The sequence below is a fragment of the Pseudomonas sp. CLCA07 genome, assembly GCF_053615335.1.
Genome location: NZ_CM132131.1, coordinates 4,274,850 through 4,299,170 on the forward strand (window position 1 = coordinate 4,274,850; position 24,321 = coordinate 4,299,170).

The window sequence follows — 24,321 nt, forward strand, 5'->3', positions numbered from 1 at the left end:
TCGTCAGATATGCAGGATGTATTCACGAACCAGCTTGCTGCCGAAATACGCCAGCATCAGCAGGCAGAAACCGGCCAGGGTCCAGCGAATTGCCTTGTGTCCGCGCCAGCCGAGACGGTTACGACCCCACAGCAGCACACTGAAGACAATCCAGGCCAGGCACGCCAGCAAGGTTTTATGCATCAGGTGCTGGGCGAACAGGTTGTCGACAAACAGCCAGCCGGAGATCAATGACAACGATAGCAGGGTCCAGCCGGCCCACAGGAAACCGAACAGCAGGCTTTCCATGGTTTGCAGCGGCGGGAAGTTCTTGATCAGCCCTGAGGGATGTTTGTGCTTGAGCTGATGGTCCTGAATCAGCAGCAGCAACGCCTGGAACACCGCAATGGTGAACATGCCGTAAGCGAGGATCGACAAGAGGATATGGGCGAGGATGCCCGGCTCTTCGTCGATGATCTGTACGGTGCCGGCCGGGGCGAACTGCGCCAACAGCACGGTCGTGGCCCCCAGCGGGAACAGCAATATCAGCAGGTTTTCCACCGGGATTCGCGAGCAGGCCAGCAGGGTCAGCGCGATGACTGCGGCGGCAATCAGACTGGCGGCGCTGAAAAAGTCCAGGCCCAGGCCGATCGGCGTCAGCAGGTAGGTGAACAGGCTGGCGCTGTGAGCCAGGACAGCCAGAACGCCGAGCGTGACCAGCAGGCGCTTGTTCGCCTTGGCGCCGGTGGCCAGACGAGAGCCCTGATAAAGAGTCGCAGCGGCATATAAGCAGGCGGCGGCGAGAGTGGTAAGCAAACTGGGTGACAAGGGGAGCATAAATCCTGTTAGGCAAGCCCGAAAGGCGCTGAGTTTGGCATAGAACCCCCGCTGCACGAAAGTGTGAGGTGTCCGCCAGACGCAGTCTTCGCTATAATCCGCGACCTGCCCACGCCGCAGGCTCGCCGAGCACATGTTTATTCCGGTCTGGGCCGCCATTATCCCGGTCTACACAGGGCCTGAAAGGATCGCGCAATGTTTGAAAACTTAACCGACCGTCTCTCGCAGACGCTGCGCCATGTCACCGGCAAGGCCAAGCTGACCGAAGACAACATCAAAGACACCCTGCGTGAAGTGCGCATGGCGTTGCTCGAAGCCGACGTCGCCTTGCCAGTGGTCAAAGACTTCGTCAATTCGGTCAAGGAACGCGCTGTCGGCACCGAGGTGTCGCGCAGCCTGACGCCGGGCCAGGCCTTTGTGAAGATCGTCCAGGCCGAGCTCGAAAGCCTGATGGGCGCGGCCAACGAAGACCTGAACCTGAGCGCCGTTCCACCTGCCGTGATCCTGATGGCCGGTTTGCAGGGTGCGGGTAAAACCACCACCGCCGGCAAGCTTGCGCGCTTCCTGAAAGAGCGCAAGAAGAAGTCGGTCATGGTCGTGTCGGCGGACGTTTACCGTCCAGCGGCCATCAAACAGCTGGAAATGCTCGCCGGTGAAGTCGGTGTTACCTTCTTCCCGTCTGACCTGAGCCAGAAGCCGGTCGACATCGCGCAAGCGGCTATTAAAGAAGCAAAACTGAAATTCATCGACGTGGTCATCGTCGATACCGCCGGTCGTTTGCACATCGACGAAGAGATGATGGGCGAGATCAAGGCGCTGCATGCCGCAATCAACCCGGTCGAAACCCTGTTCGTGGTTGACGCCATGACCGGTCAGGACGCCGCCAACACCGCCAAGGCGTTTGGTGATGCGCTGCCGCTGACCGGCGTGATTCTGACCAAGGTCGACGGCGATGCCCGTGGTGGTGCCGCCCTGTCGGTTCGCGCCATCACCGGCAAGCCGATCAAGTTCATCGGTATGGGCGAGAAGAGCGAAGCGCTTGATCCGTTCCACCCTGAGCGTATTGCTTCGCGCATCCTCGGCATGGGCGACGTCCTTAGTCTGATCGAACAAGCCGAAGCGACCCTCGACAAAGACAAGGCCGACAAACTGGCCAAGAAACTGAAGAAGGGCAAGGGCTTCGACCTCGAAGACTTCCGCGATCAGTTGCAACAAATGAAGAACATGGGCGGCCTCGGCGGGCTCATGGACAAACTGCCGAACATGGGCGGTGTGAACCTGGCGCAGATGGGCAATGCCCAGGGTGCGGCAGAAAAGCAATTCAAGCAGATGGAAGCCATCATCAACTCCATGACCCCGGCCGAGCGCCGCGACCCTGAGATGATCAGCGGTTCGCGCAAGCGCCGGATCGCCATGGGTTCCGGCACTCAGGTGCAGGACATCGGTCGCTTGATCAAGCAGCACAAGCAGATGCAGAAGATGATGAAGAAATTCTCCGCCAAAGGCGGAATGGCCAAAATGATGCGCGGCATGGGCGGTATGTTGCCCGGCGGCGGCATGCCGAAAATGTAAAGAATCCGCGCCGCCAGTGATGTCGGCGCAGTACCACAGCAATGTGGGATCTCCAGCAAACCCGCACTTGGCGGGAGCTGACTGGCCGTTTTCAACGACGGCTCTATAGCAAATCTGGATGGCGTCCGATAGGCCGCCGGAAAAAGACATTTGCAAAAGTCCGGATATTCCTTAGAATATGCGGCCTTTCGGGCACCTATGCCCGCTGTGCCTTTAGATTTGCAGCACCGACTACAGGAACGATGTTCACATGCTAACAATCCGTCTTGCCCTTGGCGGCTCCAAAAAGCGCCCGTTTTACCACTTGACCGTAACCGACAGCCGCAACCCGCGCGACGGTTCGCACAAGGAACAGGTTGGTTTCTTCAACCCTGTTGCTCGTGGTCAAGAAGTCCGTCTGTCCGTGAACCAAGAGCGCGTAGCCTACTGGCTGAGCGTTGGTGCACAACCTTCTGAGCGTGTTGCTCAGTTGTTGAAGGACGCGGCTAAGGCTGCGGCCTGAGCAATATGAACGCGACGCCAGCTGTTGCTGATGATTTGATCGTTATCGGCAAAATTTATTCGGTTCATGGCGTTCGCGGCGAAGTGAAGGTGTATTCCTTTACTGATCCGACTGAAAACCTGTTGCAGTACAAAACCTGGACGCTCAAGCGCGAAGGCAATGTGAAACAGGTCGAGCTGGTCAGCGGACGTGGGAACGACAAGTTCCTGGTCGCAAAGCTCAAAGGTCTTGATGATCGTGAAGAAGCACGTCTTCTGGCCGGTTATGAGATCTGTGTGCCGCGCAACCTGTTCCCTGAATTGACCGACGGCGAGTACTACTGGTACCAGCTGGAAGGTCTGAAGGTTATTGATCAACTCGGGCAACTGCTCGGGAAAATCGATCATCTTCTGGAAACCGGCGCCAATGATGTAATGGTGGTCAAGCCTTGCGCTGGCAGCCTGGATGATCGCGAACGCCTGTTGCCCTATACGGAACAATGCGTGTTGGCTGTCGATCTGGCCGCAGGCGAGATGAAGGTGGATTGGGACGCGGACTTCTAAGCGTGGCTAACTTGCGCGTAGAAGTGATCAGTTTGTTTCCCGAGATGTTCTCCGCCATCAGCGAGTACGGCATCACCAGTCGGGCGGTGAAACAGGGGCTCTTGCAGCTCACCTGTTGGAACCCGCGAGACTACACGACGGATCGACATCACACTGTGGATGATCGCCCATTTGGCGGTGGTCCGGGCATGGTGATGAAGATCAAGCCCCTGGAAGATGCACTGGTTCAGGCCAAGGCAGCAGCCGGGGAGGCGGCGAAGGTAATTTACCTGTCCCCCCAAGGCCGTCAACTGACTCAGTCGGCGGTGCGCGAGTTGGCGAATCTGGATGCATTGATCCTGATTGCCGGCCGCTATGAAGGCATTGACGAGCGTTTTATAGATACTCATGTCGATGAAGAGTGGTCGATTGGCGACTATGTACTGTCTGGCGGCGAGCTGCCGGCGATGGTCCTGATCGATGCGGTTACACGACTGCTGCCTGGAGCTTTAGGGCATGCGGACTCCGCCGAGGAAGATTCCTTTACGGATGGTCTGCTGGATTGCCCGCACTACACCCGACCGGAGGTGTATGCGGATCAGCGTGTTCCCGACGTGTTGCTAAGTGGCAATCACGCGCATATCCGGCGTTGGCGTTTACAGCAGTCCCTTGGTAGGACCTTTGAACGACGCGCCGATCTTCTGGAAAGCCGCTCGCTTTCTGGAGAAGAGAAGAAGCTGCTCGAGGAATACATCCGCGAGCGGGACGATAGTTAACAACGTATCGATGGTAGATCCGACGATTTACCTTAGGAGCACAGCATGACTAACAAAATCATCCTTGCACTCGAAGCAGAGCAGATGACCAAAGAGATCCCTACCTTTGCCCCGGGCGACACCATTGTCGTTCAGGTGAAAGTGAAGGAAGGCGACCGTTCGCGTCTGCAAGCGTTCGAAGGTGTTGTTATCGCCAAGCGTAACCGCGGCGTAAACAGTGCTTTCACCGTTCGTAAAATCTCCAACGGTGTTGGCGTAGAGCGTACTTTCCAGACCTACAGCCCGCAAATCGACAGCATGGCCGTTAAACGTCGCGGTGACGTACGTAAAGCCAAGCTGTACTACCTGCGTGACCTGTCCGGTAAAGCAGCTCGCATCAAGGAAAAACTGGCTTAAGTCCAGCTTCCGATGCAGAAAAAAGCAGCCTACGGGCTGCTTTTTTGTTGCCTGCGATTTATGCCGGCAATGGTTCCGCGAGTGCGCGTGCTATGAAAGACTGTCAGTCACTTTTCAGTCGTTCCCTGCCTTGCCTGAGCCTTTATGCCTGCCATTGATCACCCACTGATAGACCAATTCCTCGACGCCCTCTGGCTGGAAAAAGGCCTTTCCGACAACACTCGCGATGCCTATCGCAGCGACCTGGCCTTGTTCAACGGCTGGCTGCAGGAGAAGGGGTTGGAACTGGTCAACGCCGGACGGGAATTGATCCTCGATCACCTGGCCTGGCGTCTGGAGCAGAACTACAAACCCCGTTCCACGGCGCGATTCCTCTCGGGTGTGCGTGGGTTCTATCGCTACTTGCTGCGGGAAAAGTTGATCGCCGTCGATCCGACCTTGCGCGTTGACATGCCTCAGCTAGGTAGGCCGTTGCCAAAATCCCTGTCGGAAGCAGACGTTGAAGCCTTGCTCAAGGCACCGGATTTGAGTGAAGCCATCGGCCAGCGTGACCGGGCCATGCTCGAAGTGCTTTATGCCTGTGGTTTGCGAGTGACAGAGCTGATCAGCCTGACGCTGGAACAGGTCAATTTGCGCCAAGGTGTGCTCAGGGTGATGGGCAAGGGCAGCAAGGAGCGGCTGGTGCCGATGGGTGAGGAGGCGATTGTCTGGGTCGAGCGCTACATGCGCGACGCCCGTGGAGAGTTGCTCGGCGGGCGTCCCAGCGATGTACTGTTCCCCAGTCTGCGCGGCGAGCAGATGACCCGCCAGACCTTCTGGCATCGCATCAAGCACCAGGCCAAGGTCGCCGGGATCAGCAAGTCGCTGTCGCCGCACACCTTGCGCCACGCTTTTGCGACGCACCTGCTCAACCACGGCGCCGACTTGCGCGTGGTGCAAATGCTGCTTGGCCACAGCGATTTGTCCACGACCCAGATCTACACTCACGTCGCTCGTGCACGCTTGCAGGATCTGCATGCAAAACACCACCCGCGCGGTTGATACAGTTCTTCAAATGGAATACCGACCTGTGGTGAGGGGGCTTGTCGGAACGCCGCACCGCCCCGTTGGGTTGCGAAGCAGCCCCATCTTGGCTATTTCGACCTGGAAAATAGACCGCAGGACGACTGCTGCGCAGCCGAACGGGGCGGTGCGGCGACCCGACAAGCCCCCTCGCCACACGGGCCTTATGTGGTAGGCTTTGTCGGTTTGCACGATGGGCGGTTATGACCCGGTGTTTCGGTACGGGCGTTCTGATCGTTTCATTTGTCCGCCTTCAGGAGTTCTCATGCGTCTGACCCAGATTTTCGCCGCCGCTGCCATTGCGTTGGTCAGCACCTTTGCCGTCGCCGATGACGCGGCCGACAAAGCCATTCGTAAAAGCCTGGAAAACCTCCAGCTCGACGTGCCTGTCGAAACCATCACGGCCAGCCCGCTGCCAGGGATGTACGAAGTCAAACTCAAGGGCAGCCGCGTGTTGTATGCCAGCGCCGACGGCCAGTACGTGGTTCAGGGCTACCTGTTCCAGCTCAAGGATGGTAAACCGGTCAACCTGACCGAGAAGACCGAACGCCTGGGCGTTTCCAAACTGGTCAATGACATTCCTGTCGCGGAAACCGTGGTGTATCCAGCCATCGGCGAAACCAAGTCGCACATCACCGTGTTCACCGACACCACCTGCCCGTACTGCCACAAACTGCACGCCGAAGTGCCTGAGCTGAACAAGCGCGGCATCGAAGTACGTTATGTCGCGTTCCCGCGCCAGGGCCTGGGCTCGCCGGGTGACGAACAGCTGCAAGCGGTCTGGTGCTCGAAAGACAAGAAAGCGGCCATGGACAAAATGGTCGATGGCAAGGAAATCAAGGCCGCCAAGTGCGATAACCCGGTTTCCAAGCAGTTCGCCCTCGGTCAGTCGATTGGCGTGAACGGCACACCGGCCATCGTTTTGGCCGACGGTCAGGTCATTCCGGGCTACCAGCCTGCGCCACAAGTCGCCAAACTGGCACTGAGCGCGAAGTAAATTCGTATCGTCACGGTCAGCCATTGACGATCATGGTCCGGCAGCATTATCGCCGGGCCATTAATAGGGAACCGCGAGCACGCGGTTGTTTTCACGGCCGACCTTGAGTCGGCCGTTTTATGGGGAGTTCACAGTGAAACCGGTCAAAGTAGGCATCTGTGGGTTAGGAACCGTCGGTGGCGGTACCTTCAACGTACTTCAGCGCAACGCCGAGGAAATTGCTCGTCGTGCCGGGCGTGGAATCGAAGTGGCACAAATTGCCATGCGCACGCCAAAGCCTCAGTTCCAGACGACCGGTATTGCGATTACCAACGATGTCTTCGAAGTGGCCACGAACCCTGAGATCGACATCGTTATAGAGCTGATGGGCGGCTACACCGTTGCCCGCGAGCTGGTACTCAAGGCCATCGAGAATGGCAAGCATGTGGTCACCGCGAACAAGGCACTGATTGCCGTTCACGGTAATGAAATTTTCGCCAAGGCTCGCGAGAAAGGCGTGATTGTGGCGTTCGAAGCGGCTGTGGCCGGCGGCATTCCGGTGATCAAGGCGATCCGTGAAGGCCTGTCTGCCAACCGCATCAACTGGGTCGCCGGGATCATCAATGGCACCGGCAACTTCATCCTCACCGAAATGCGTGAAAAGGGCCGAACCTTCGAAGACGTGCTGGCCGAGGCGCAAGCCCTGGGTTACGCCGAAGCCGATCCGACCTTCGACGTTGAAGGCATCGACGCAGCCCACAAGCTGACGATCCTGGCCTCCATTGCGTTCGGTATCCCGCTGCAATTCGACAAGGCCTACACCGAAGGCATCACCAAGCTGACCACCGCTGACGTGAACTACGCCGAAGCGCTGGGCTACCGCATCAAGCACCTTGGTGTGGCACGCAGCACTGCGGCCGGTATCGAACTGCGCGTACACCCGACGCTGATCCCGGCCGATCGCCTGATCGCCAACGTCAACGGCGTGATGAATGCGGTCATGGTCAATGGCGACGCTGCCGGTTCGACGTTGTTCTACGGCGCGGGTGCTGGCATGGAGCCAACCGCTTCGTCGGTGATCGCCGACCTGGTGGACGTGGTTCGCGCCATGACATCCGACCCGGAAAACCGCGTACCGCACTTGGCTTTCCAGCCGGATTCGCTGTCGGCGCACCCGATCCTGCCGATCGAATCCTGCGAAAGCGCCTACTACCTGCGCATTCAGGCCAAGGACCATCCGGGCGTGTTGGCCCAGGTGGCGAGCATCCTGTCGGAGCGTGGCATCAACATCGAATCGATCATGCAGAAAGAAGTGGAAGAGCATGACGGTCTGGTGCCGATGATCCTGCTGACTCATCGTGTGCTGGAACAGCACATGAACGACGCGATTGCCGCCCTTGAAGCGTTGACCGGTGTTGTCGGTCCGGTTGTACGGATCCGCGTCGAGCACCTGAACTAAGTCGTTTTTGTTCACCGGGCGTTGTTATAGCGCCCGGGTTTTCGAACACTGTCCATTGGAGCCAGTCATGCGTTATATCAGTACCCGCGGCCAGGCACCGGCCCTGAATTTCGAAGATGTCCTGCTGGCCGGTCTCGCCACCGACGGCGGTTTGTACGTCCCGGAAAACCTGCCACGTTTCACCCAGGAAGAAATCGCTTCCTGGGCTGGCCTGCCGTATCACGAACTGGCCTTCCGGGTGATGCGCCCGTTCGTGACCGGCAGCATTCCCGATGCCGATTTCAAAAAGATTCTCGAAGAAACGTACGGTGTGTTCTCGCACAACGCCGTCGCGCCACTGCGTCAGTTGAACGGCAACGAATGGGTGCTGGAGCTGTTCCACGGCCCGACCCTGGCGTTTAAAGACTTCGCCCTGCAACTGCTCGGTCGCCTGCTCGACTACGTGCTGGAAAAGCGCGGCGAGCGTGTGGTGATTGTCGGCGCTACTTCCGGTGATACCGGTTCGGCCGCCATCGAAGGCTGCAAGCATTGCGAAAACGTCGACATCTTCATCCTGCACCCGCACAACCGCGTGTCCGAAGTGCAGCGTCGGCAGATGACCACCATTTTCGGCGAGAACATCCACAACATCGCCATCGAAGGCAACTTCGATGACTGCCAGGAAATGGTCAAGGCGAGCTTCGCCGATCAGAGCTTCCTCAAAGGCACGCGTCTGGTCGCGGTGAACTCGATCAACTGGGCGCGGATCATGGCCCAGATCGTCTACTACTTCCACGCATCGCTGCAATTGGGTGGCCCGGCGCGTTCGGTATCCTTCTCGGTGCCAACCGGCAACTTCGGCGACATCTTCGCCGGTTACCTGGCGCGCAACATGGGCCTGCCGATCAACCAGTTGATCGTCGCCACCAACCGCAACGACATCCTGCACCGCTTCATGAGCGGCAATCAGTACGTCAAGGAAACCCTGCACGCCACGCTGTCGCCGTCGATGGACATCATGGTGTCGTCGAACTTCGAACGACTGCTGTTCGACCTGCACGGTCGCAACGGCGCGGCGATTGCCGGGCTGATGGACAGCTTCAAGCAGGGCGGCGGTTTCAGCGTCGAAGAGGAGCGCTGGACCGAAGCCCGCAAACTGTTTGATTCGCTGGCCGTGGACGACGTGCAAACCTGCGAAACCATCGCCGAAGTGTACGAGCAAACCGGCGAGCTGCTGGATCCGCACACCGCTATCGGCGTGAAGGCTGCGCGCGAGTGCCGTCGCAGTCTGGATATTCCAATGGTGATCCTCGGCACGGCGCATCCGGTCAAATTCCCGGACGCAGTGGAGAAGGCTGGCGTAGGAAAAGCGCTTGAGCTCCCTGTACATCTTTCTGATTTGTTTGAGAGAGATGAGCGTTGCACCGTGTTGCCAAACGACCTGAAAGCCGTGCAGGCCTTTGTCAGTCAGCATGGCAACCGCGGCAAGCCCCTGTAACCGGTAAAAGCTGTCACATTTTGAAGCCCGTCTCCTGACGGGCTTTCTCATTTCTGCATGCCACACTTGTCGCGTTTTCACCCATGAGGAAAGGGTGAGTTGATCACGAAGGAAGTGGCAATGCGGTTTTGTAGAGGGTTCAAACCAGCCGTGTGCTGGGTGTTTTTAGTCAGTGCCATCGGCTTGGTTCAAACGGCGCTGTCAGCACAATTGGCGATTCCAGAGGCAAAGGGATCTGTCATTGGCGCGATGATTGAGCTGGATGCCCAAGAAAAAAAATGGATGGCCGAACACCCCCAAGTTATCGTCGCGTCCACGCAATACCCGTTGTATCTGTTCAAGGATGAGCACGGTCAATGGAGCGGTTTGAACAATGATGTCCTCAACCGCATCAGTGCGATGACGGGGTTGCAGTTTGTCCACGAAGAGTCGTTCTCCAACGCCCAGTTGCTTGAAAGACTGGAGAGTGGCGCGGCGGACATGAGCACCACACTGGCGATGAACGACGAGCGCAAGACGTTCCTGGATTTCAGTCATGCATTCGGTGGGGCGGGGTGGGTGTTCGTCGGGCAGGCGGGAGTGCCTGAGGTCCAGTCTCTGGAGCAACTGATGAAAAGGGTGCTGGTGCTGCCGGCCAGGCACGCGCTGGAGTCGATGATTCGTCGTGACTATCCATCCATCGAGCTGCGTTCGGTCAAAACGTATGCCGAGGCCCGGGCGCTGGTCGAGAGCGGCGAAGCTTACGCGACCATCGAAAACGAAACCGGCGCGCAGCTCTTTCCATTGGGGCAACTTAAGGTGGGGCGTACGATTGAGGGCAAATGGGAAGCGGACTACCTGACGATACGCAAAGGTCAGCCGCAGTTGCTGAGCATCCTCAACAAGGCGCTTGAGGCGTTTCCGCCTGCCGAGTTGCGCGCCATTCGCTTGAAGTGGCTCAACGGAATCGGCCCGGTGCGTGCGCCGACTGCCTGGCAACGGTTCACCCAGTGGGGTTGCTGGGGCGTTTGCATCGTCAGCGTGTTCGGCCTGTTGTCCTTGCTCTGGAATCGACGTCTGGCGGTGTTGATCCAGCAACGACTGAAGGCCGAGAAAAGTCTCAGCGATCAACTGGCCTTCCAGCACGCGTTGATGGACGCGATGCCCGATCCGATGTTTGTGCGTGATCTGGAAGGGCGGATGGTCATGTGCAACAAGAGTTATGAAGAAGGCTTGTCGACCCGTTTCGATCAGGTTCAGGGGCGACAGTTGATCGAACTCGACCTTCTGCCCAAAGCGACCGCCGAACAGTTGCATGCCGAATTTATCGCCCAACTTGCCACGCGCAAGCCCCAATTCATTGAACGTCAATTGATGTTCCACAATGGCGTCAGAAACGTTTACCAATGGACGGTGCCGTTCTACAGCGCCGACGGCCAATTGCGAGGTTTATTGGGGGGCTGGACCGACAGAAGTCGGCGAAGAGGAGAGTGAAGCCGTTGTTTTCTCCTTGTCATCTTCGACGTGCATGCTCTATCAACCAGAGGCGCCGACGCGCCTGCACCTGAAATCCAGAACTTTCTTCTCGGGCCAGTGGTCATTAATTGTGAGCAGGCCCCAGGCACTTTGTTTTCGGACTATTGAGTGGTGATCGAGATGGAAAGTATCAGTCTATTGCTCGGTGAGGCGCTGAGCCCCTATCAGGTCACGCTGACCCCGTCGGGTGCCCGCAGTGAATGCCTGGTGACACTGAAGAATACGACGGGCGCGATTGTCGTCGAACGGGTCTTCAATCAGGCTCAGCTGACTGACAAACGTCTGCTGACCGACGTCGTCGATGGATTGCACCGCGACGTGCTCATTGCCGAAGGACGGCTGGAGCCCTGTGTCATCGCGGCGTTGCGCAATGCGGCCCAGGACAAAATCCTGGCCAGACGAAATTGAAGTGACTTTTGTGGGAACCTTCCTGCGCCAGGGTCAGTCAGACCCCGTAATAGCAAGATCAAGCATTGTGCTCCGGTGCTTGTAGCTTGCTGCTACGGGTCTTTATGTAGGCCACGTTTGACCCCGAGTCGTCTCCCCACTTCTCGGGGTTTCTTTTTGCCTGCATTTGGCTAATCGCCCGGCCTGTGCCACGAATCGGATAGTCAACGCATCACCTTAGATAGCCCCGTCTTTGCGCAACTGTGCGATTTGCAGCGCGTCATAGCCAAGTTCCTGGAGCACCTGTGCGTTGTGCTCACCCAGTTGCGGCCCGACCCATTCTGAAGTGCCGGGTGTCTCTGAGAGTTTCGGCACAATGCCCGGCATTTTGAAATCTTTGCCATCCGGAAGCTTGGCCTGCAGGAACATTTCCCGGGCCAGGTACTGTGGATCGCTGAACATGTCTTCGGCGCTGAAAATCCGGCTGGCCGGCACGTCGGCCTGATTCAATTGTTCGATGACCGTGTCCAGCGGCAGCGAGTTGACCCAGCGGTCGATCACGCCATAAATCTCGTCGCGGCGGCTGTCACGCCCGTCGTTGCTGGCCAGCACCGGGTCATTGGCCAGGTCTTCGCGGCCGATGATCAGCATGAACCGTTTGAAAATCGCATCGCCATTGGCGCCGATCTGCACATGTTTGCCATCGGCGCTGGTGTGGATCGAGGAGGGCGTAATGCCCGGCATGATGTTACCGGTGCGTTCGCGAATAAAACCAAACACATCGAACTCCGGCACCATGCTTTCCATCATCGCGAAGATCGCTTCGTACAGCGCCACGTCGACCACTTGGCCGAGGCCGCCGTTCACTTCGCGATGACGCAGGGCCATCAGCGCGCCTATGACACCCCAGAGCGCCGCAATCGAGTCGCCGATGGAAATCCCGGTGCGCACCGGTGGCCGATCCTCGAACCCAGTGATGTAGCGCAGGCCGCCCATGGATTCACCGACGGCGCCAAACCCTGGCTGATCTTTCATCGGCCCGGTCTGACCGAAACCGGAGAGGCGCACCATCACCAGTTTCGGGTTCAGCGCGTGCAGGACTTCCCAGCCCAGGCCGAGCTTTTCCAGCACGCCAGGACGAAAATTCTCGATCAGGATGTCCGCTTCACTGAGCAGTTTTTTCAGAATCGTCAGGCCGTCGGGGTGTTTCAGGTTCAGGGTCAGCGACTTTTTGTTACGCGCCTGAACGAACCACCATAGCGAGGTGCCCTCATACATTTTTCGCCATTTGCGCAACGGATCGCCGCCGTCGGGGGATTCGATCTTGATCACTTCGGCGCCAAACTCGCCGCAAATGCGCGAGGCAAACGGCCCGGCGATCAACGTACCCAATTCAATGACTTTCAGACCTGAGAGTGGTTTTCCGGAGAGTGGCATGCGGGATCCTGTAGGACAAAGGCTGAGCGAATACGCCGTTTTAACATAGCCGAACGTCAGACGACCAAGCAGAAACGCCTTCAGTTCGATGATTGCCTACAGCATCGGTTAGACTTGCCGCCTTTCCTCGTATCAAGAAGCCCGTTCATGGCCCAGCCGTCCACGACCTACAAGTTTGAACTGAACCTCACCGACCTCGACCGCAGCGTTTACGAGAGCGTGAAGCAGACCATTGCCCGTCACCCTTCGGAAACCGAAGAGCGCATGACCGTGCGGCTGCTGGCCTATGCCTTCTGGTACAACGAGCAACTGTCATTCGGCCGTGGTCTGTCAGACGTGGATGAACCCGCCTTGTGGGAAAAGAGCCTGGACGACCGCGTCCTGCACTGGATCGAAGTCGGCCAGCCAGACGCCGATCGACTGACCTGGTGCTCGCGTCGCACCGAACGCACCAGCCTGCTGGCCTACGGCAGCCTGCGCGTTTGGGAAACCAAAGTGATCCCTGCCATCAAAAACCTGAAAAACGTGCACATCGCAGCCGTGCCGCAGGACATCCTGGAAACCCTGGCCAAAGACATGCCACGGGTGATCAAGTGGGACGTGATGATCAGCGAAGGGACGATTTTCGTCACCGACGACCGTGGTCAGCACGAAGTCCAGTTGCAATGGTTGAGCGGCGAACGCGGCTGATTATTCGCTGCGAGCCCGTTTCATCCGGTTTTATCCTACGTATTCAAGAGAAGCACCTGTCACCCCATGCGCATCGAACCTCGCCTGTTGCCCGACACTCTGCCATTTCTCGGTGATCTGCCGCCGCTGCTGACCCGCCTGTACGCGGCGCGGGGCGTACTGACCGAGGCTGAACTGGACAAGAGCCTGGCGCGGCTGATTCCGTACCAGCAACTCAAGGGCATTGATGCCGCCGTGGATCTGCTGGTGACGGCGTTGGATCAGCGGCAGCGGATTCTGATTGTCGGCGACTTTGACGCCGATGGTGCGACGGCCAGTACCGTGGGCGTGTTGGGATTGCGCCTGTTGGGCGCGGCTCATGTCGACTATCTGGTGCCGAACCGGTTTGAGTACGGCTACGGCCTGACGCCGGAAATCGTCGAAGTGGCGTTGACTCGCACTCCGCAATTGCTGATCACCGTGGACAACGGTATTTCCAGTGTCGAAGGTGTCGCTGCGGCGAAGAAACATGGTCTTAAGGTGCTGGTCACCGACCATCACTTGCCCGGTGACGAACTGCCGCTGGCCGACGCCATCGTCAACCCTAACCAGCCAGGGTGTGACTTCCCGAGCAAGGCGCTGGCCGGCGTCGGGGTGATTTTCTATGTGCTGATGGCGCTTCGCGCGCGTTTGCGCAGCCTCGGCTGGTACGAGAGCACGCCGCAGCCGAACATTGGCGAGTTGCTGGACCTGGTAGCACTGGGCAGCGTCGCTGACGTGGTGCCGCTGGATGCCAACAACCGGATTCTGGTGCACCAAGGCCTGGAGCGGATTCGCGCCGGACGTGCGCGAGCGGGGATCAAAGCAATCCTTGAAGTGGCCAAACGTGACCATGCTCGCATTACTTCCACTGATTTGGGCTTCATTGTCGGCCCGCGCCTGAACGCTGCAGGACGCCTGGACGACATGAGCCTGGGCATCGAGTGTCTGCTCACTGAAGACGCGGGGCTGGCGCGGGAAATGGCTGTGCAACTCGACGGTATGAACCAGGACCGCAAATCCATCGAGCAGGGCATGCAGCGTGAAGCGCTGGCGCAACTGAAGGATTTGCCGGTCGAGTCGATGCCATTCGGTTTGTGCCTGTTTGATCCCGAGTGGCACCAAGGTGTCATCGGTATCCTCGCTTCGCGTATGAAAGAGCGCTATTTCCGGCCGACCATCGCCTTTGCCGATGCTGGTGATGGCATGCTCAAGGGCTCGGGGCGTTCGGTTCAGGGGTTCCACATTCGCGACGCGTTGAGCGTGGTGGCGGCGCAGCATCCCAACCTGATCAGCAAATATGGTGGCCACGCCATGGCGGCGGGCCTGACATTGCCGGAAGCGAATTTTCCGTTGTTCGCCGAAGCCTTTGATGCGGAAGTGCGTCGGCAATTGCGCGAAGAAGACCTGACCGGGCGCCTGCTGTCGGACGGCACGCTGGCGGTTGAAGAGTTCCACCTCGAACTGGCCCGTGCCCTGCGTCATGCCGGTCCGTGGGGGCAGCACTTCCCGGAGCCGTTGTTCCATGGCGTGTTCCAGTTGGTTGAACAGCGTGTCGTCGGCGAACGACACCTGAAAGTGGTGCTGAAGAGCGAATGCGGTTCGGTGAAACTGGACGGTATCGCCTTCGGCATCGACCGCGAAATCTGGCCGAACCCGACGATCAAGTGGGTGGAATTGGCCTACAAACTCGACCTCAACGAGTTTCGCGGTAACGAAACCGTGCAGCTGATGATTGCCCACATCGAACCGCGTTGACCCCATCGCGGGCAAGCCTTGCTCCTACAGGAGCAAGGCTTGCCCGCGATAGCGATCGTCCTGACGCCAATTATCCCCGGAACCCTCCCTCATCTCCCCGATGTCGACTAGGCTCTAATCACTGCTTGATTATCCTTGTGACGTCTTGTCGAATTTTTTGCCCGCGGGGGCGGGTGCTGCGCCTTTTTCCTGTCACTCGTCGACTTTTCAAACAGAACCCTGGAGCCTGCCCACTGATACGAGAGGTGACCCATGAGTCTGCTGCTTGAACCCTATACCCTGCGTCAATTGACCCTTCTCAACCGTATCGCGGTATCCCCAATGTGCCAGTACTCCAGCGTCGATGGGCTGGCCAATGACTGGCACCTTGTCCACCTCGGCAGTCGCGCGGTCGGCGGCGCCGGCCTGGTGTTTACCGAAGCCACGGCGGTCACCGCCGACGGGCGCATCACCGCCCAGGACCTCGGCCTGTGGAACGACGAACAGATCGAACCCCTGCAACGCATTACGCGTTTTATCGCCGCTCAGGGCGCTGTGGCCGGCATCCAGTTGGCGCACGCCGGGCGTAAAGCCAGCACCCATCGGCCGTGGCTCGGCAAACATGGCAGCGTTAAACCCGAAGACGGCGGTTGGGTGCCGGTGGGCCCGTCGACGATTGCCTTTGACCCGCAGCACACCCACCCACGGCAACTCGATGAAAGCGAGATCGCTGAGGTCGTTCAGGCCTTTGTTGACTCGGCCAAGCGCGCACTGTCAGCTGGTTTCAAAGTGGTCGAAATACACGCCGCCCACGGTTACCTGCTGCATCAATTTCTGTCGCCCCTGAGCAATCAGCGGCGCGATCAATATGGCGGTTCGTTCGAGAACCGTATTCGGCTGGTGCTGCAAGTTACCGAAGCGGTGCGTGCGGTGTGGCCTGAAGAGCTGCCGCTGTTCGTGCGGGTGTCGGCCACCGATTGGGTGGAAGACGGCTGGAACCCGGATGAAACCGTGGAGCTGGCGCGCCGCCTCCAAGCGTTGGGCGTGGACTTGATCGACGTTTCGTCAGGCGGTACCGCGGCCAATGCCGAAATTCCGACAGGTCCCGGTTATCAAACCCGCTTCGCTGAGCGTGTGCGCAAGGAGTCGGGCATTGCCACTGGCACGGTCGGCATGATTACAGAGCCGGCCCAGGCCGAACACATCTTGCGCACGTGCCAGGCAGACATCATCTTCCTGGCGCGAGAACTGTTGCGCGATCCGTATTGGCCGCTGCATGCCGATGATGATCTGGGTGGGCGCAAGGCTATCTGGCCAGCGCAGTACCAGCGAGCGACGCATCGGGAACAGCCGATACATGAGTCGGATTTGCGTGACTGAATGAGGCTGTGAAAACAAAAAGCCCCGATCGTTGTGATTGGGGCTTTTGTGTTTTTGTGCCGGGATTTTTGTTGTCTATCACGCCGCCTTCGCGGGCAAGTCGAATTGTCGCACCGCCGCTCCCACAGTGGAATGCGGTCAAATGTGGGAGCGGGCTTGCCCGCGAAGGGGCCAGTTCAGGCGCCCAATAACTGTCAGGTGTACTTACGCTTATCCGGCGCCGGCGGAAAATACTGATACAACCAGGTCTCACTCAACGTCCGGTCATTGGTACGAATGAACAACCGCAACTCCACCGGCTCCACGCTGTCATTGGTCGGGAACCAGTCGAAGGTAATGCGATAACCCTTGATGTCATCCAGCACCAGGACGTTGAAGTCTTTCACCTGCCCGTTCGAGCACGTCACCACCGGCTCAATCCCGGCCCCTTCCGGCAAGCGATCCAGACCGCCACCGGTGAAGTCCACGGCAAAGCGTCGCGCCCAGACCTCCGGGTAATGCTCGCCCGGCGCCCAGCCCTCGGTGAAGCCGCCCATGCCCGAACGGGTCGCATTGACCCGCGCCAGCGGCGTGCCGACCGGTGGCAGCGCGCTCCAGTAGAGCTTGTAGCCGTAATTCAGGGAATCCCCGGCCGCGACCGGTTTTTTCGGGGTCCAGAACGCGACGATGTTATCCAGCGTCTCGCCGGTTGTAGGAATCTCCAGCAGATCGATAGAGCCTTCGCCCCACGCGGTTGTAGGTTCTACCCACAGGCTCGGGCGCTTGCTGTACCAGTCGACCGTGTCTTGATAGCTGGCGAACTCATGGTCGGTCTGCACCAGGCCGAAACCTTTCGGATCGGTGTCGGCGAAGGCATTGAATTGCAGGGTCGCCGGGTTGTTCAGCGGACGGCAGATCCACTCGCCGTTACCGCGCCACATTGCCAGACGATCCGAGTCGTGGATCTGTGGGTGAATGGTGTCGCACATGCGCCGCTCGTGGGTGCCGCAGCTGAACATGCTGGTCATCGGCGCGATGCCCAGTTGCTCGATGGCGGTACGCGCGTTGATATGGGCATCGACCCCCATGACGACCTGGTTGGCCTGGCAATCGATGTCGAAACGGTAAGCACCGGTGGCGCTCGGCGAATCCAGCAGGGCATAGACCACAAAGCGGGTGCTGTCTTTGTCCGGCGTCTCGAACCAGAACTTGGTGAAGTCCGGAAACTCCTCACGCTTCTTGCCATACGTATCAATCGCCAGCCCGCGCGCCGACAGACCGTACTGCCCGGTGTTATCCACCGCACGGAAATAACTCGCGCCGAGGAAGGACAACACATCGTGCCTGTCCAGCTCCGGGGCCTTGAACAGCTTGAACCCGGAAAACCCCAGGTCGCCCGTGAGCTGTTTAGTGTCGACCGTGGTTTTTTCATAGTTGAACAGGGAAGGGCGGAAATGCACCTCCCGCGCCTGACGCGTCTTGGGGTCGACACTGTACATGCGCACCGGCTGCTTAAAGCCCATGCCGACGTGGAAAAACTGCACGTCCAGCTGACCGTTCAAATCCTTCCACAGCGAATGATTCGCGTCGTAGCGGATCGCGTTGAAATTCTGCGGCGTCATGGTCGCCAGCGTCGGCGGCAGCACCTGCTTGGTGTCCTGATAGCGATTGCTGGCGAGTTGCTTGGCCTGAATCTTCAGCGCTTCGAAATCGAACGCCTGGGCCACGCCATCCGCCGTATCGTTGCCCGCCCAGGCACGGGCGGCCAGCAGTCCGGTGGCCGACAAACCGGTATAGGCCGCGATGGCCATGGACGCTTTGAGCAAATTCCTGCGGTGCATAAGTACAACCTGTCGTGAGCAATCCCGCGCCGTTCCTGGCACGTACTGGATCAAAAATAACGGTTCGGACATGCCTTCGACCAAACGCAACGGACTTTAAACAGATGCCAGATAGCTTAAACCGTTCGATTGCAGACAAAAATTGATGGATAGCACTTTGACAGTTCGGCAATGAAACAAGAAATGTCGGTTAAGTTTTCCGACAGTACTTTCTGATTTATAGGGCATTTGTGCTTTTTTTGACTAATTACTCTAAAAAACGCTTTTCAGCGCCGGGAATGTTCCTATTCTGTGCTCATGACCGGCTTCTGCCCTTAAGGCCGGCGACAAACAAAAAGGAGAGGGCGATGCGGTTTTTGAAGTTTTCTCGTGCTTATAGAAGGACATCGTCGATGACAAAAGTACAAGGCATCACCGAAATGTTAGGAATCCTTCCTTGCTTGGCAAGCGGGCGGCGAAGGCGCCGGCTCAGTCCGGATGAAATGAAGTTGTTGGAACGGTATCGAGAGCTGTCGGAGAGCGACCGGATTGCGATGCGGTATCTGGTGGATGCGATGCGCAGTGTTTCTCGGTTTTAAGGAGGTACGACGTTCAGCCGCCGCGATAGTGTTGCGGCTGAATGTCGCTGATTACCAATTTTGCGATCGCTCTGCCCGCTGGTGCAGAACACGCAGTACCTGTATCTGGCCATGCATCAATCGATAGGGAGCAATGAATGGATAACGACCGAATACCAATTCACGTACATCCGGTACTACTGAAGGCCTTCCTGACCCTGGAAACTGCTCCAGTTGGTTGAAGGATTGTAGAAAAATCGCTATGACCTCCAATGCGGCATCAGCACCAAGTGCACCTTGGTAATACTCATGAATAGAATCAAGGTCACTTTCCGCTTTTTCAGTCAGTACTACGCTCGGCACGTTTTGCCCACTTAGCCTTTACGGCATCCAGATCGGTGAGTTTTCCTGCGTCGGCGTCTTTTATGCCGTCGCTTATGGCTTGCAGATGCCATGACTCGGCTTCTACATATCGAACTAATGCACGCTTGAGATGGTACTGACGGTCGCGATCGGTCGCCGCTGCCAGACTATCAAGCTGTTGGGCGAGCGTTTCTTCAACTCGAAAAGACAAAACGGGCGAGGCCATGGCGGCTTTCCTTGAAATGTATACGTTGTAAACGACGTAAACACCCTAGGTCTTACTGGCTTGTTCGTCAACCGATCGCTTTGCATTGGTTTGAAGAAACCTTAGCGGGCGAACGAAGAACGGGAGGAGGGGATGTATTTCGAAATGCAATGAGTGCCCCGCTGCCATTGGTGGCACCGGGGCAAACCCGTTGACCGACTAACCTTCCAAGCATCCCCGCCGATTCATCCTACCTTCAGCGGCAGGTGCCCATGATCGGGAATGGTCGCTGTGCTTGCACCAGATCCGGCATGTCCCGCCATTTAATCCACGCCGAATGTTGCCAGTGCAGTAGCGGCACCGAGAGCCCGCCCCATTGCAGCGAACTCAGACTCGGGATGTTTTCCACTGATGGCGCGTTCGTGTCTCGTAGCGTAGGAATGACTTCGTTACTCAGCCATTGGCGCAGGTTGCGGTTTTCCGGGACGAAATGGTGAACCAGCAGAGCGTACATTCCGGACTCGCTGACCATGAGTGATTCGACCGGTTTGCCGTTTTTCAGCAGCCAGATATATCGGCGCTGATCGGGATCGAGTTTTTGGGTGAGTCTTTGGTCCAGCGGGCGGCCCATCAAACGTCCCAGGTCCTGAGCGCAGAACCAGGCTTGGTTTGCTTGGATGATGGCGTGGAGGAACCGGTTGTGGCGGGGGAAGATGGATGGTGTGAAATAAGGAAGGAGCGAGTTTTGAGCGTGCTCTGACATGACGTGTATTCCGTTTTGATTAGGAAAGTCGCCAGCAACCCTTCGACTGGTTGGGTGGCGAACCGAGTGGCGTTCGAAGTCGGGACACTTCCAATCAAAACGTAAGCCGGAAGGCCCGCACCACACGGCCCGCCATAAAGCAGAACTGAAAGCAGAAAACAGCCGCAGTTCTATGGGGACACGCAAGCACCGTTTTGACATTTCCCGGCTTCGACTCCGGATCGCTGGTTTTAAAGCGACGGGATAAAGCCTATCGGTCAGGCGCTCGCGGTGCCAAGTCTACTCTGGCGACGCTTGTCGTAGGAATCGGAGTCTTTGCTAGAAGGCATGGTCTGTAGGATTTTCCAGTTTTTGCACTGCATGCAGAAATCCGGCACCCGAGATGCAGTTTTTCCTTTATTTATTCAAATCCATGGAATCAGCGGCAAAGGCTTCACGGTTTGACGAGGATTGCTATGACTGACGGTAGCAACGCGAAACCTGAGGCTTATGTCCACGATCGCTTCGAAGCGGTACGTGGCAAGGCTGATATCAAAGGGCGTACGGGGAATTGATGTCTGAGCTGCGGGATGACGACAGATGCTGTTTGACGGGCAGGATTTGCCCCGGGAACTCACTGGATCCCGGGGCAATCAGCCTTACCGACTAACCTTCCAGGCATCCCCCGCAGGCGCGGTGCCATGGTCATACGGCTTGGCAATCCACATGTACAACAACCCCAAGCCAATCACGATCGCAGTGCTCAGCACCATGGCGTAGTTGATGTACCACGCCGCATCCGGCGTACGTGGCCAGGCCATGTTGATGATTGCGCCGACGCCGTAGACCAGCGCGCCGATGTTCACCAGCCAGCCCCACGCACCGAGGGTGAATTTGCCGCTTGGTTTCCAGCCTTTCATCCGTGCATAGAGTGCCCCGAGGACGATCATCTGGAAGGCCAGGTAGATGCCGATCGCCGCGAAGCTGACGATAGTTGCCACGGCGTCTTGCAGGAAGAAGCCGAGGATGATGATCAGCGCCGGCAGGATGCCGGAGACGAAAAGCGCAGCCACCGGCACCTGAGTAGCAGGCGAGATCTTCTTCAGCAGTGAACTGCCAATGACCATTTCGTCGCGAGCGTAGGAATACAGCAGGCGACTCGCTGCCGCTTGCAGGCTGATGACGCAGGAGATGAAGGAAATCATCACCACGCCCATCACCACTTTCGAACCGACCGGGCCGAAGGCGTTGTTGAGGATGGTGGTGACCGGGTCCTTGTCGGTGCCGTTGATGACAGCTTGCATGTCCGGCACAGCGAGGATCAGCGCCAGGCAAGCGAACATCGCTGCGATGCCGCCGATGTAGATGGTCATGCGCATGGCCACCGGGATTTTCTTGCTGGGGTTCGGGGTTTCTTCGGCCACATCGCCACAGGCTTCGAAGCCGTAGTACAGGAACATCCCCGCCAGCGAGGCCGTGAGGAAGGCTGGCAAGTACGAGCCGTCGACGCTTATGTCGAACGTGTTGAACAACACGCTGAGCGGTTGATGACGCTCGAAGACCAGCAGGTAAACGCCGACGATCACCGCGCCGACCAGTTCACACAGAAAGCCGAACATAGCGATGCGTGCCAGTACCTTGGTGCCGCTGAGGTTGACCAAGGTGGCGAACAGCGTGAGGAACAGAGCGATGATGATGTTGGTGTTGTTGCTCGGTTCGAAGCCCATCATGGCCGCCAGGTACGGACCGGCACCCACTGCAACGGCGGCGATGGTCACGCACAGGGCGATGGAGTAGATCCAGCCGACCATCCACGCCCAGCGTTTGCCCACCAAGCGGCGAGCCCATGGGTAGACGCCACCGGAAATCGGGAACTGCGAAACCACTTCACCGAAGATCAGGCACACCAGCAACTGGCCGCAACCGACCAACAAATAAGCCCAGAACATCGGTGGCCCGCCAGCGGCGAGGCACAGGCCGAAGAGGGTATAAACCCCTACGACCGGGGAGAGATAGGTGAAGCCCAGGGCGAAGTTTTCCCACAGGCTCATGCTGCGATTGAAGTTCGACGTGTAACCCAGCTTGCGTAACTGCTCGGTGTCGCTGTCGGCGACGGCTGCAGCGAGTTCGGGTGTTGTACTCATAGTGTGTCAGCTCCGGAAAATCGGCAGATTTCGGATGTCCGAAACCGTGGCGGGGCCGTGAGGCGCTGCCCGGATCGGTGGTTATTGTTTTGGCTTTTTTGGGGTGGAACCTGGGTGGTGCCTTGTACCGGTTTCTTCCTTGATGTAGCGGTGAGGCCATCGCGGGCAAGCCCGGCTCCTACAAGTTCAGCGCAATCCGTGTAGGAGCTGCGGTGCGGCGATCCGACTTGCCAGCGAAGCTTTTAATGCTTGAACATCACATGCCGAACGACGGTGTAATCCTCCAGCCCATACATCGACATGTCCTTCCCATAACCGGACAATTTCTGACCGCCATGCGGCATTTCGCTGACGAGCATGAAGTGCGTGTTCACCCACGTGCAGCCGTAATGCAGCCGCGCCGACAGGCGATGCGCGCGACCGACGTCCGAGGTCCAGATCGACGACGCCAGGCCGTAGTCCGAATCGTTGGCCCAGCCCAGCACCTGCGCTTCATCGGTGAACTTCGTGACGGAAACCACCGGCCCGAACACCTCACGGCGAACGATTTCGTCATCTTGCTGAGCGTCGGCCAATACGGTCGGCTCGAAGAAGTAACCATCGCCGTCCACGGCCTTGCCACCGGTGATCAAGCGAATGTGCGGTTGCGCGATGGCGCGCTCGACAAAACCGGCCACACGGTCGCGGTGTTGCGCGGTGATCAGCGGCCCCAGTTCGGTCGACGGATCATCCTGCACGCCATACTTGATGCTGCTGACCGCCTCGCCGAGTTTCTCGACGAATTTTTCGTAGATGCCGGCCTGCGCATAGATGCGGCACGCGGCGGTGCAATCCTGGCCGGCGTTGTAGAAACCGAAGGTGCGGATGCCTTCCACGGCGGCATCGATGTCGGCGTCGTCGAAGATGATCACCGGGGCTTTGCCGCCCAGTTCCATGTGCATGCGTTTGACGCTGTCGGCGGTGCTGGAAATGATGTTGGAACCGGTGGCAATCGAGCCGGTCAGCGACACCATGCGTACTTTCGGGTGGTTCACCAGCGGGCTGCCCACGCTAGGACCACGGCCAAACACCAGGTTGAGTACGCCAGCCGGGAAGATGTCCGACGCCAGTTCAGCCAGGCGCAGGGCGGTCAGCGGGGTTTGTTCCGACGGCTTGAGCACCACGGTATTACCGGCGGCCAGGGCCGGGGCGATTTTCCAGGCGACCATCATCAGCGGGTAGTTCCACGGTGCGATGGAGGCAATCACGCCGACCGGGTCGCGGCGGATCATCGAGGTGTGGCCCGGCAGGTACTCGCCACCCGCCGAGCCGCTCATGCAACGGCTGGCGCCAGCGAAGAAACGGAACACGTCGGCAATCGCCGGGATCTCGTCGTTCAGCGCGGCGCTGTAGGGTTTGCCGCAGTTGTTCGATTCCAGTTTCGCCAGCTCTTCGCCATGGGCTTCGATCGCGTCGGCGAGTTTGAGCAGCAGCAGCGAGCGTTCTTTCGGCGGGGTTTGCGACCAGCCTTCAAAGGCACTGTCGGCGGCACGGACGGCAGCATCGACCTGGGCTTCGCTGGCTTCGTTGATTTCCACCAACACGCTACCGAGGGCCGGGTTGAACACAGGTTGGGCGGGGCCTTCGCCGTCAATCAGTTGGCCGTTGATCAAGAGTTTGGTTTGCATGGCATTTGTCCTCTTCGGAACTGTTGTTTGTTCTCTGTGGAAACCGGTTCCTTGTAGGAGCTGGCTTGCCAGCGAAGGGGGCATCATATTCAACAACGATGT

Annotated in this window: 23 protein-coding genes; 15 read left to right on the forward strand and 8 right to left on the reverse strand. The window is 58.3% G+C overall.

Annotated features, from left to right (window positions below; all coding sequences use genetic code 11):
• Positions 1 to 3: 3 nt before the first annotated feature.
• Positions 4 to 816 (reverse strand): cytochrome C assembly family protein, encoded by an 813-nt coding sequence (locus ACWGZX_RS19585; RefSeq protein ID WP_452625075.1) that lies wholly within the window; start codon positions 814 to 816, stop codon positions 4 to 6.
• Positions 817 to 1,011: 195 nt separating this feature from the next.
• On the opposite strand from ACWGZX_RS19585, the gene ffh reads away from it, so the two are divergent.
• The 11 genes from ffh (at position 1,012) to ACWGZX_RS19640 (ending at position 11,480) form a co-directional block, all read left to right on the forward strand.
• Positions 1,012 to 2,388, forward strand: coding sequence for a signal recognition particle protein (ffh, locus tag ACWGZX_RS19590; RefSeq protein WP_034149000.1), 1,377 nt, complete (start codon positions 1,012 to 1,014; stop codon positions 2,386 to 2,388).
• 250 nt (positions 2,389 to 2,638) lie between these two features.
• Complete coding sequence (rpsP, locus tag ACWGZX_RS19595) at positions 2,639 to 2,890, forward strand: 30S ribosomal protein S16 (protein WP_007944872.1); 252 nt, start codon at positions 2,639 to 2,641, stop codon at positions 2,888 to 2,890.
• A 5-nt stretch (positions 2,891 to 2,895) separates the two neighbouring features.
• Positions 2,896 to 3,432, forward strand: a complete 537-nt coding sequence (rimM, locus tag ACWGZX_RS19600; RefSeq protein ID WP_007944873.1) for a ribosome maturation factor RimM — start codon at positions 2,896 to 2,898, stop codon at positions 3,430 to 3,432.
• Positions 3,433 to 3,476: 44 nt separating this feature from the next.
• Positions 3,477 to 4,187 (forward strand): tRNA (guanosine(37)-N1)-methyltransferase TrmD, encoded by a 711-nt coding sequence (gene trmD / locus ACWGZX_RS19605; protein ID WP_238543929.1) that lies wholly within the window; start codon positions 3,477 to 3,479, stop codon positions 4,185 to 4,187.
• 45 nt (positions 4,188 to 4,232) lie between these two features.
• The gene (gene rplS, locus ACWGZX_RS19610) at positions 4,233 to 4,583 is read left to right on the forward strand and encodes a 50S ribosomal protein L19 (protein ID WP_003175895.1); all 351 of its coding nucleotides are present in this window, start codon (positions 4,233 to 4,235) and stop codon (positions 4,581 to 4,583) included.
• Between the two features lie 144 nt (positions 4,584 to 4,727).
• A complete protein-coding gene (gene xerD, locus ACWGZX_RS19615) occupies positions 4,728 to 5,624 on the forward strand; it encodes a site-specific tyrosine recombinase XerD (RefSeq protein ID WP_452625076.1) in 897 nt (298 codons plus the stop codon).
• 286 nt (positions 5,625 to 5,910) lie between these two features.
• Positions 5,911 to 6,642, forward strand: coding sequence for a bifunctional protein-disulfide isomerase/oxidoreductase DsbC (gene dsbC / locus ACWGZX_RS19620; protein WP_223512013.1), 732 nt, complete (start codon positions 5,911 to 5,913; stop codon positions 6,640 to 6,642).
• Positions 6,643 to 6,775: 133 nt separating this feature from the next.
• Positions 6,776 to 8,080 carry a homoserine dehydrogenase gene (locus ACWGZX_RS19625; protein ID WP_452625077.1) on the forward strand — a complete coding sequence of 435 codons (1,305 nt, stop codon included), beginning with the start codon at positions 6,776 to 6,778 and terminating at the stop codon, positions 8,078 to 8,080.
• Between the two features lie 67 nt (positions 8,081 to 8,147).
• Positions 8,148 to 9,557, forward strand: a complete 1,410-nt coding sequence (gene thrC / locus ACWGZX_RS19630; protein WP_223512009.1) for a threonine synthase — start codon at positions 8,148 to 8,150, stop codon at positions 9,555 to 9,557.
• A gap of 120 nt (positions 9,558 to 9,677) precedes the next feature.
• A complete protein-coding gene (locus ACWGZX_RS19635; protein WP_452625078.1) occupies positions 9,678 to 11,030 on the forward strand; it encodes a transporter substrate-binding domain-containing protein in 1,353 nt (450 codons plus the stop codon).
• 162 nt (positions 11,031 to 11,192) lie between these two features.
• On the forward strand, positions 11,193 to 11,480 hold the full coding sequence (locus tag ACWGZX_RS19640) for a DUF3509 domain-containing protein (RefSeq protein ID WP_452625079.1): 288 nt from the start codon (positions 11,193 to 11,195) through the stop codon (positions 11,478 to 11,480).
• A gap of 216 nt (positions 11,481 to 11,696) precedes the next feature.
• On the opposite strand, the gene ACWGZX_RS19645 is transcribed toward ACWGZX_RS19640, so the two are convergent.
• Positions 11,697 to 12,896, reverse strand: a complete 1,200-nt coding sequence (locus ACWGZX_RS19645; RefSeq protein WP_452625080.1) for a CaiB/BaiF CoA transferase family protein — start codon at positions 12,894 to 12,896, stop codon at positions 11,697 to 11,699.
• 147 nt (positions 12,897 to 13,043) lie between these two features.
• Between ACWGZX_RS19645 and ACWGZX_RS19650 the strand changes: the two genes are divergently transcribed.
• The 3 genes from ACWGZX_RS19650 to ACWGZX_RS19660 all read left to right on the forward strand — a co-directional run bounded on the left by ACWGZX_RS19650 (position 13,044) and on the right by ACWGZX_RS19660 (position 16,721).
• Positions 13,044 to 13,586, forward strand: a complete 543-nt coding sequence (locus ACWGZX_RS19650) for a YaeQ family protein (RefSeq protein ID WP_010462971.1) — start codon at positions 13,044 to 13,046, stop codon at positions 13,584 to 13,586.
• Between the two features lie 66 nt (positions 13,587 to 13,652).
• Positions 13,653 to 15,362: a single-stranded-DNA-specific exonuclease RecJ gene (gene recJ, locus ACWGZX_RS19655; protein ID WP_452625081.1), complete on the forward strand. Its 1,710-nt coding sequence runs from the start codon at positions 13,653 to 13,655 to the stop codon at positions 15,360 to 15,362.
• Between the two features lie 252 nt (positions 15,363 to 15,614).
• Positions 15,615 to 16,721, forward strand: a complete 1,107-nt coding sequence (locus ACWGZX_RS19660) for an NADH:flavin oxidoreductase/NADH oxidase (RefSeq protein ID WP_452625082.1) — start codon at positions 15,615 to 15,617, stop codon at positions 16,719 to 16,721.
• 194 nt (positions 16,722 to 16,915) lie between these two features.
• On the opposite strand, the gene ACWGZX_RS19665 is transcribed toward ACWGZX_RS19660, so the two are convergent.
• A complete protein-coding gene (locus tag ACWGZX_RS19665; RefSeq protein WP_452625083.1) occupies positions 16,916 to 18,541 on the reverse strand; it encodes a glucan biosynthesis protein D in 1,626 nt (541 codons plus the stop codon).
• Between the two features lie 392 nt (positions 18,542 to 18,933).
• On the opposite strand from ACWGZX_RS19665, the gene ACWGZX_RS19670 reads away from it, so the two are divergent.
• On the forward strand, positions 18,934 to 19,119 hold the full coding sequence (locus tag ACWGZX_RS19670; protein WP_452625084.1) for a hypothetical protein: 186 nt from the start codon (positions 18,934 to 18,936) through the stop codon (positions 19,117 to 19,119).
• 51 nt (positions 19,120 to 19,170) lie between these two features.
• Here the strand turns inward: ACWGZX_RS19670 and ACWGZX_RS19675 are convergent, their stop codons facing one another.
• The 5 genes from ACWGZX_RS19675 to ACWGZX_RS19695 all read right to left on the reverse strand — a co-directional run bounded on the left by ACWGZX_RS19675 (position 19,171) and on the right by ACWGZX_RS19695 (position 24,219).
• Positions 19,171 to 19,461: a type II toxin-antitoxin system RelE/ParE family toxin gene (locus ACWGZX_RS19675; protein ID WP_452625085.1), complete on the reverse strand. Its 291-nt coding sequence runs from the start codon at positions 19,459 to 19,461 to the stop codon at positions 19,171 to 19,173.
• Positions 19,439 to 19,687, reverse strand: coding sequence for a CopG family ribbon-helix-helix protein (locus tag ACWGZX_RS19680; RefSeq protein ID WP_414923805.1), 249 nt, complete (start codon positions 19,685 to 19,687; stop codon positions 19,439 to 19,441). Before ACWGZX_RS19680 ends, ACWGZX_RS19675 begins: the two co-directional genes overlap by 23 nt.
• A gap of 235 nt (positions 19,688 to 19,922) precedes the next feature.
• On the reverse strand, positions 19,923 to 20,429 hold the full coding sequence (locus tag ACWGZX_RS19685) for a BRO-N domain-containing protein (RefSeq protein WP_452625086.1): 507 nt from the start codon (positions 20,427 to 20,429) through the stop codon (positions 19,923 to 19,925).
• A gap of 638 nt (positions 20,430 to 21,067) precedes the next feature.
• Entirely contained in the window at positions 21,068 to 22,552 is a 1,485-nt protein-coding gene (locus ACWGZX_RS19690) for an APC family permease (RefSeq protein WP_452625087.1), read from the reverse strand.
• A gap of 242 nt (positions 22,553 to 22,794) precedes the next feature.
• Entirely contained in the window at positions 22,795 to 24,219 is a 1,425-nt protein-coding gene (locus ACWGZX_RS19695; RefSeq protein WP_452625088.1) for a gamma-aminobutyraldehyde dehydrogenase, read from the reverse strand.
• Positions 24,220 to 24,321 lie beyond the last annotated feature (102 nt).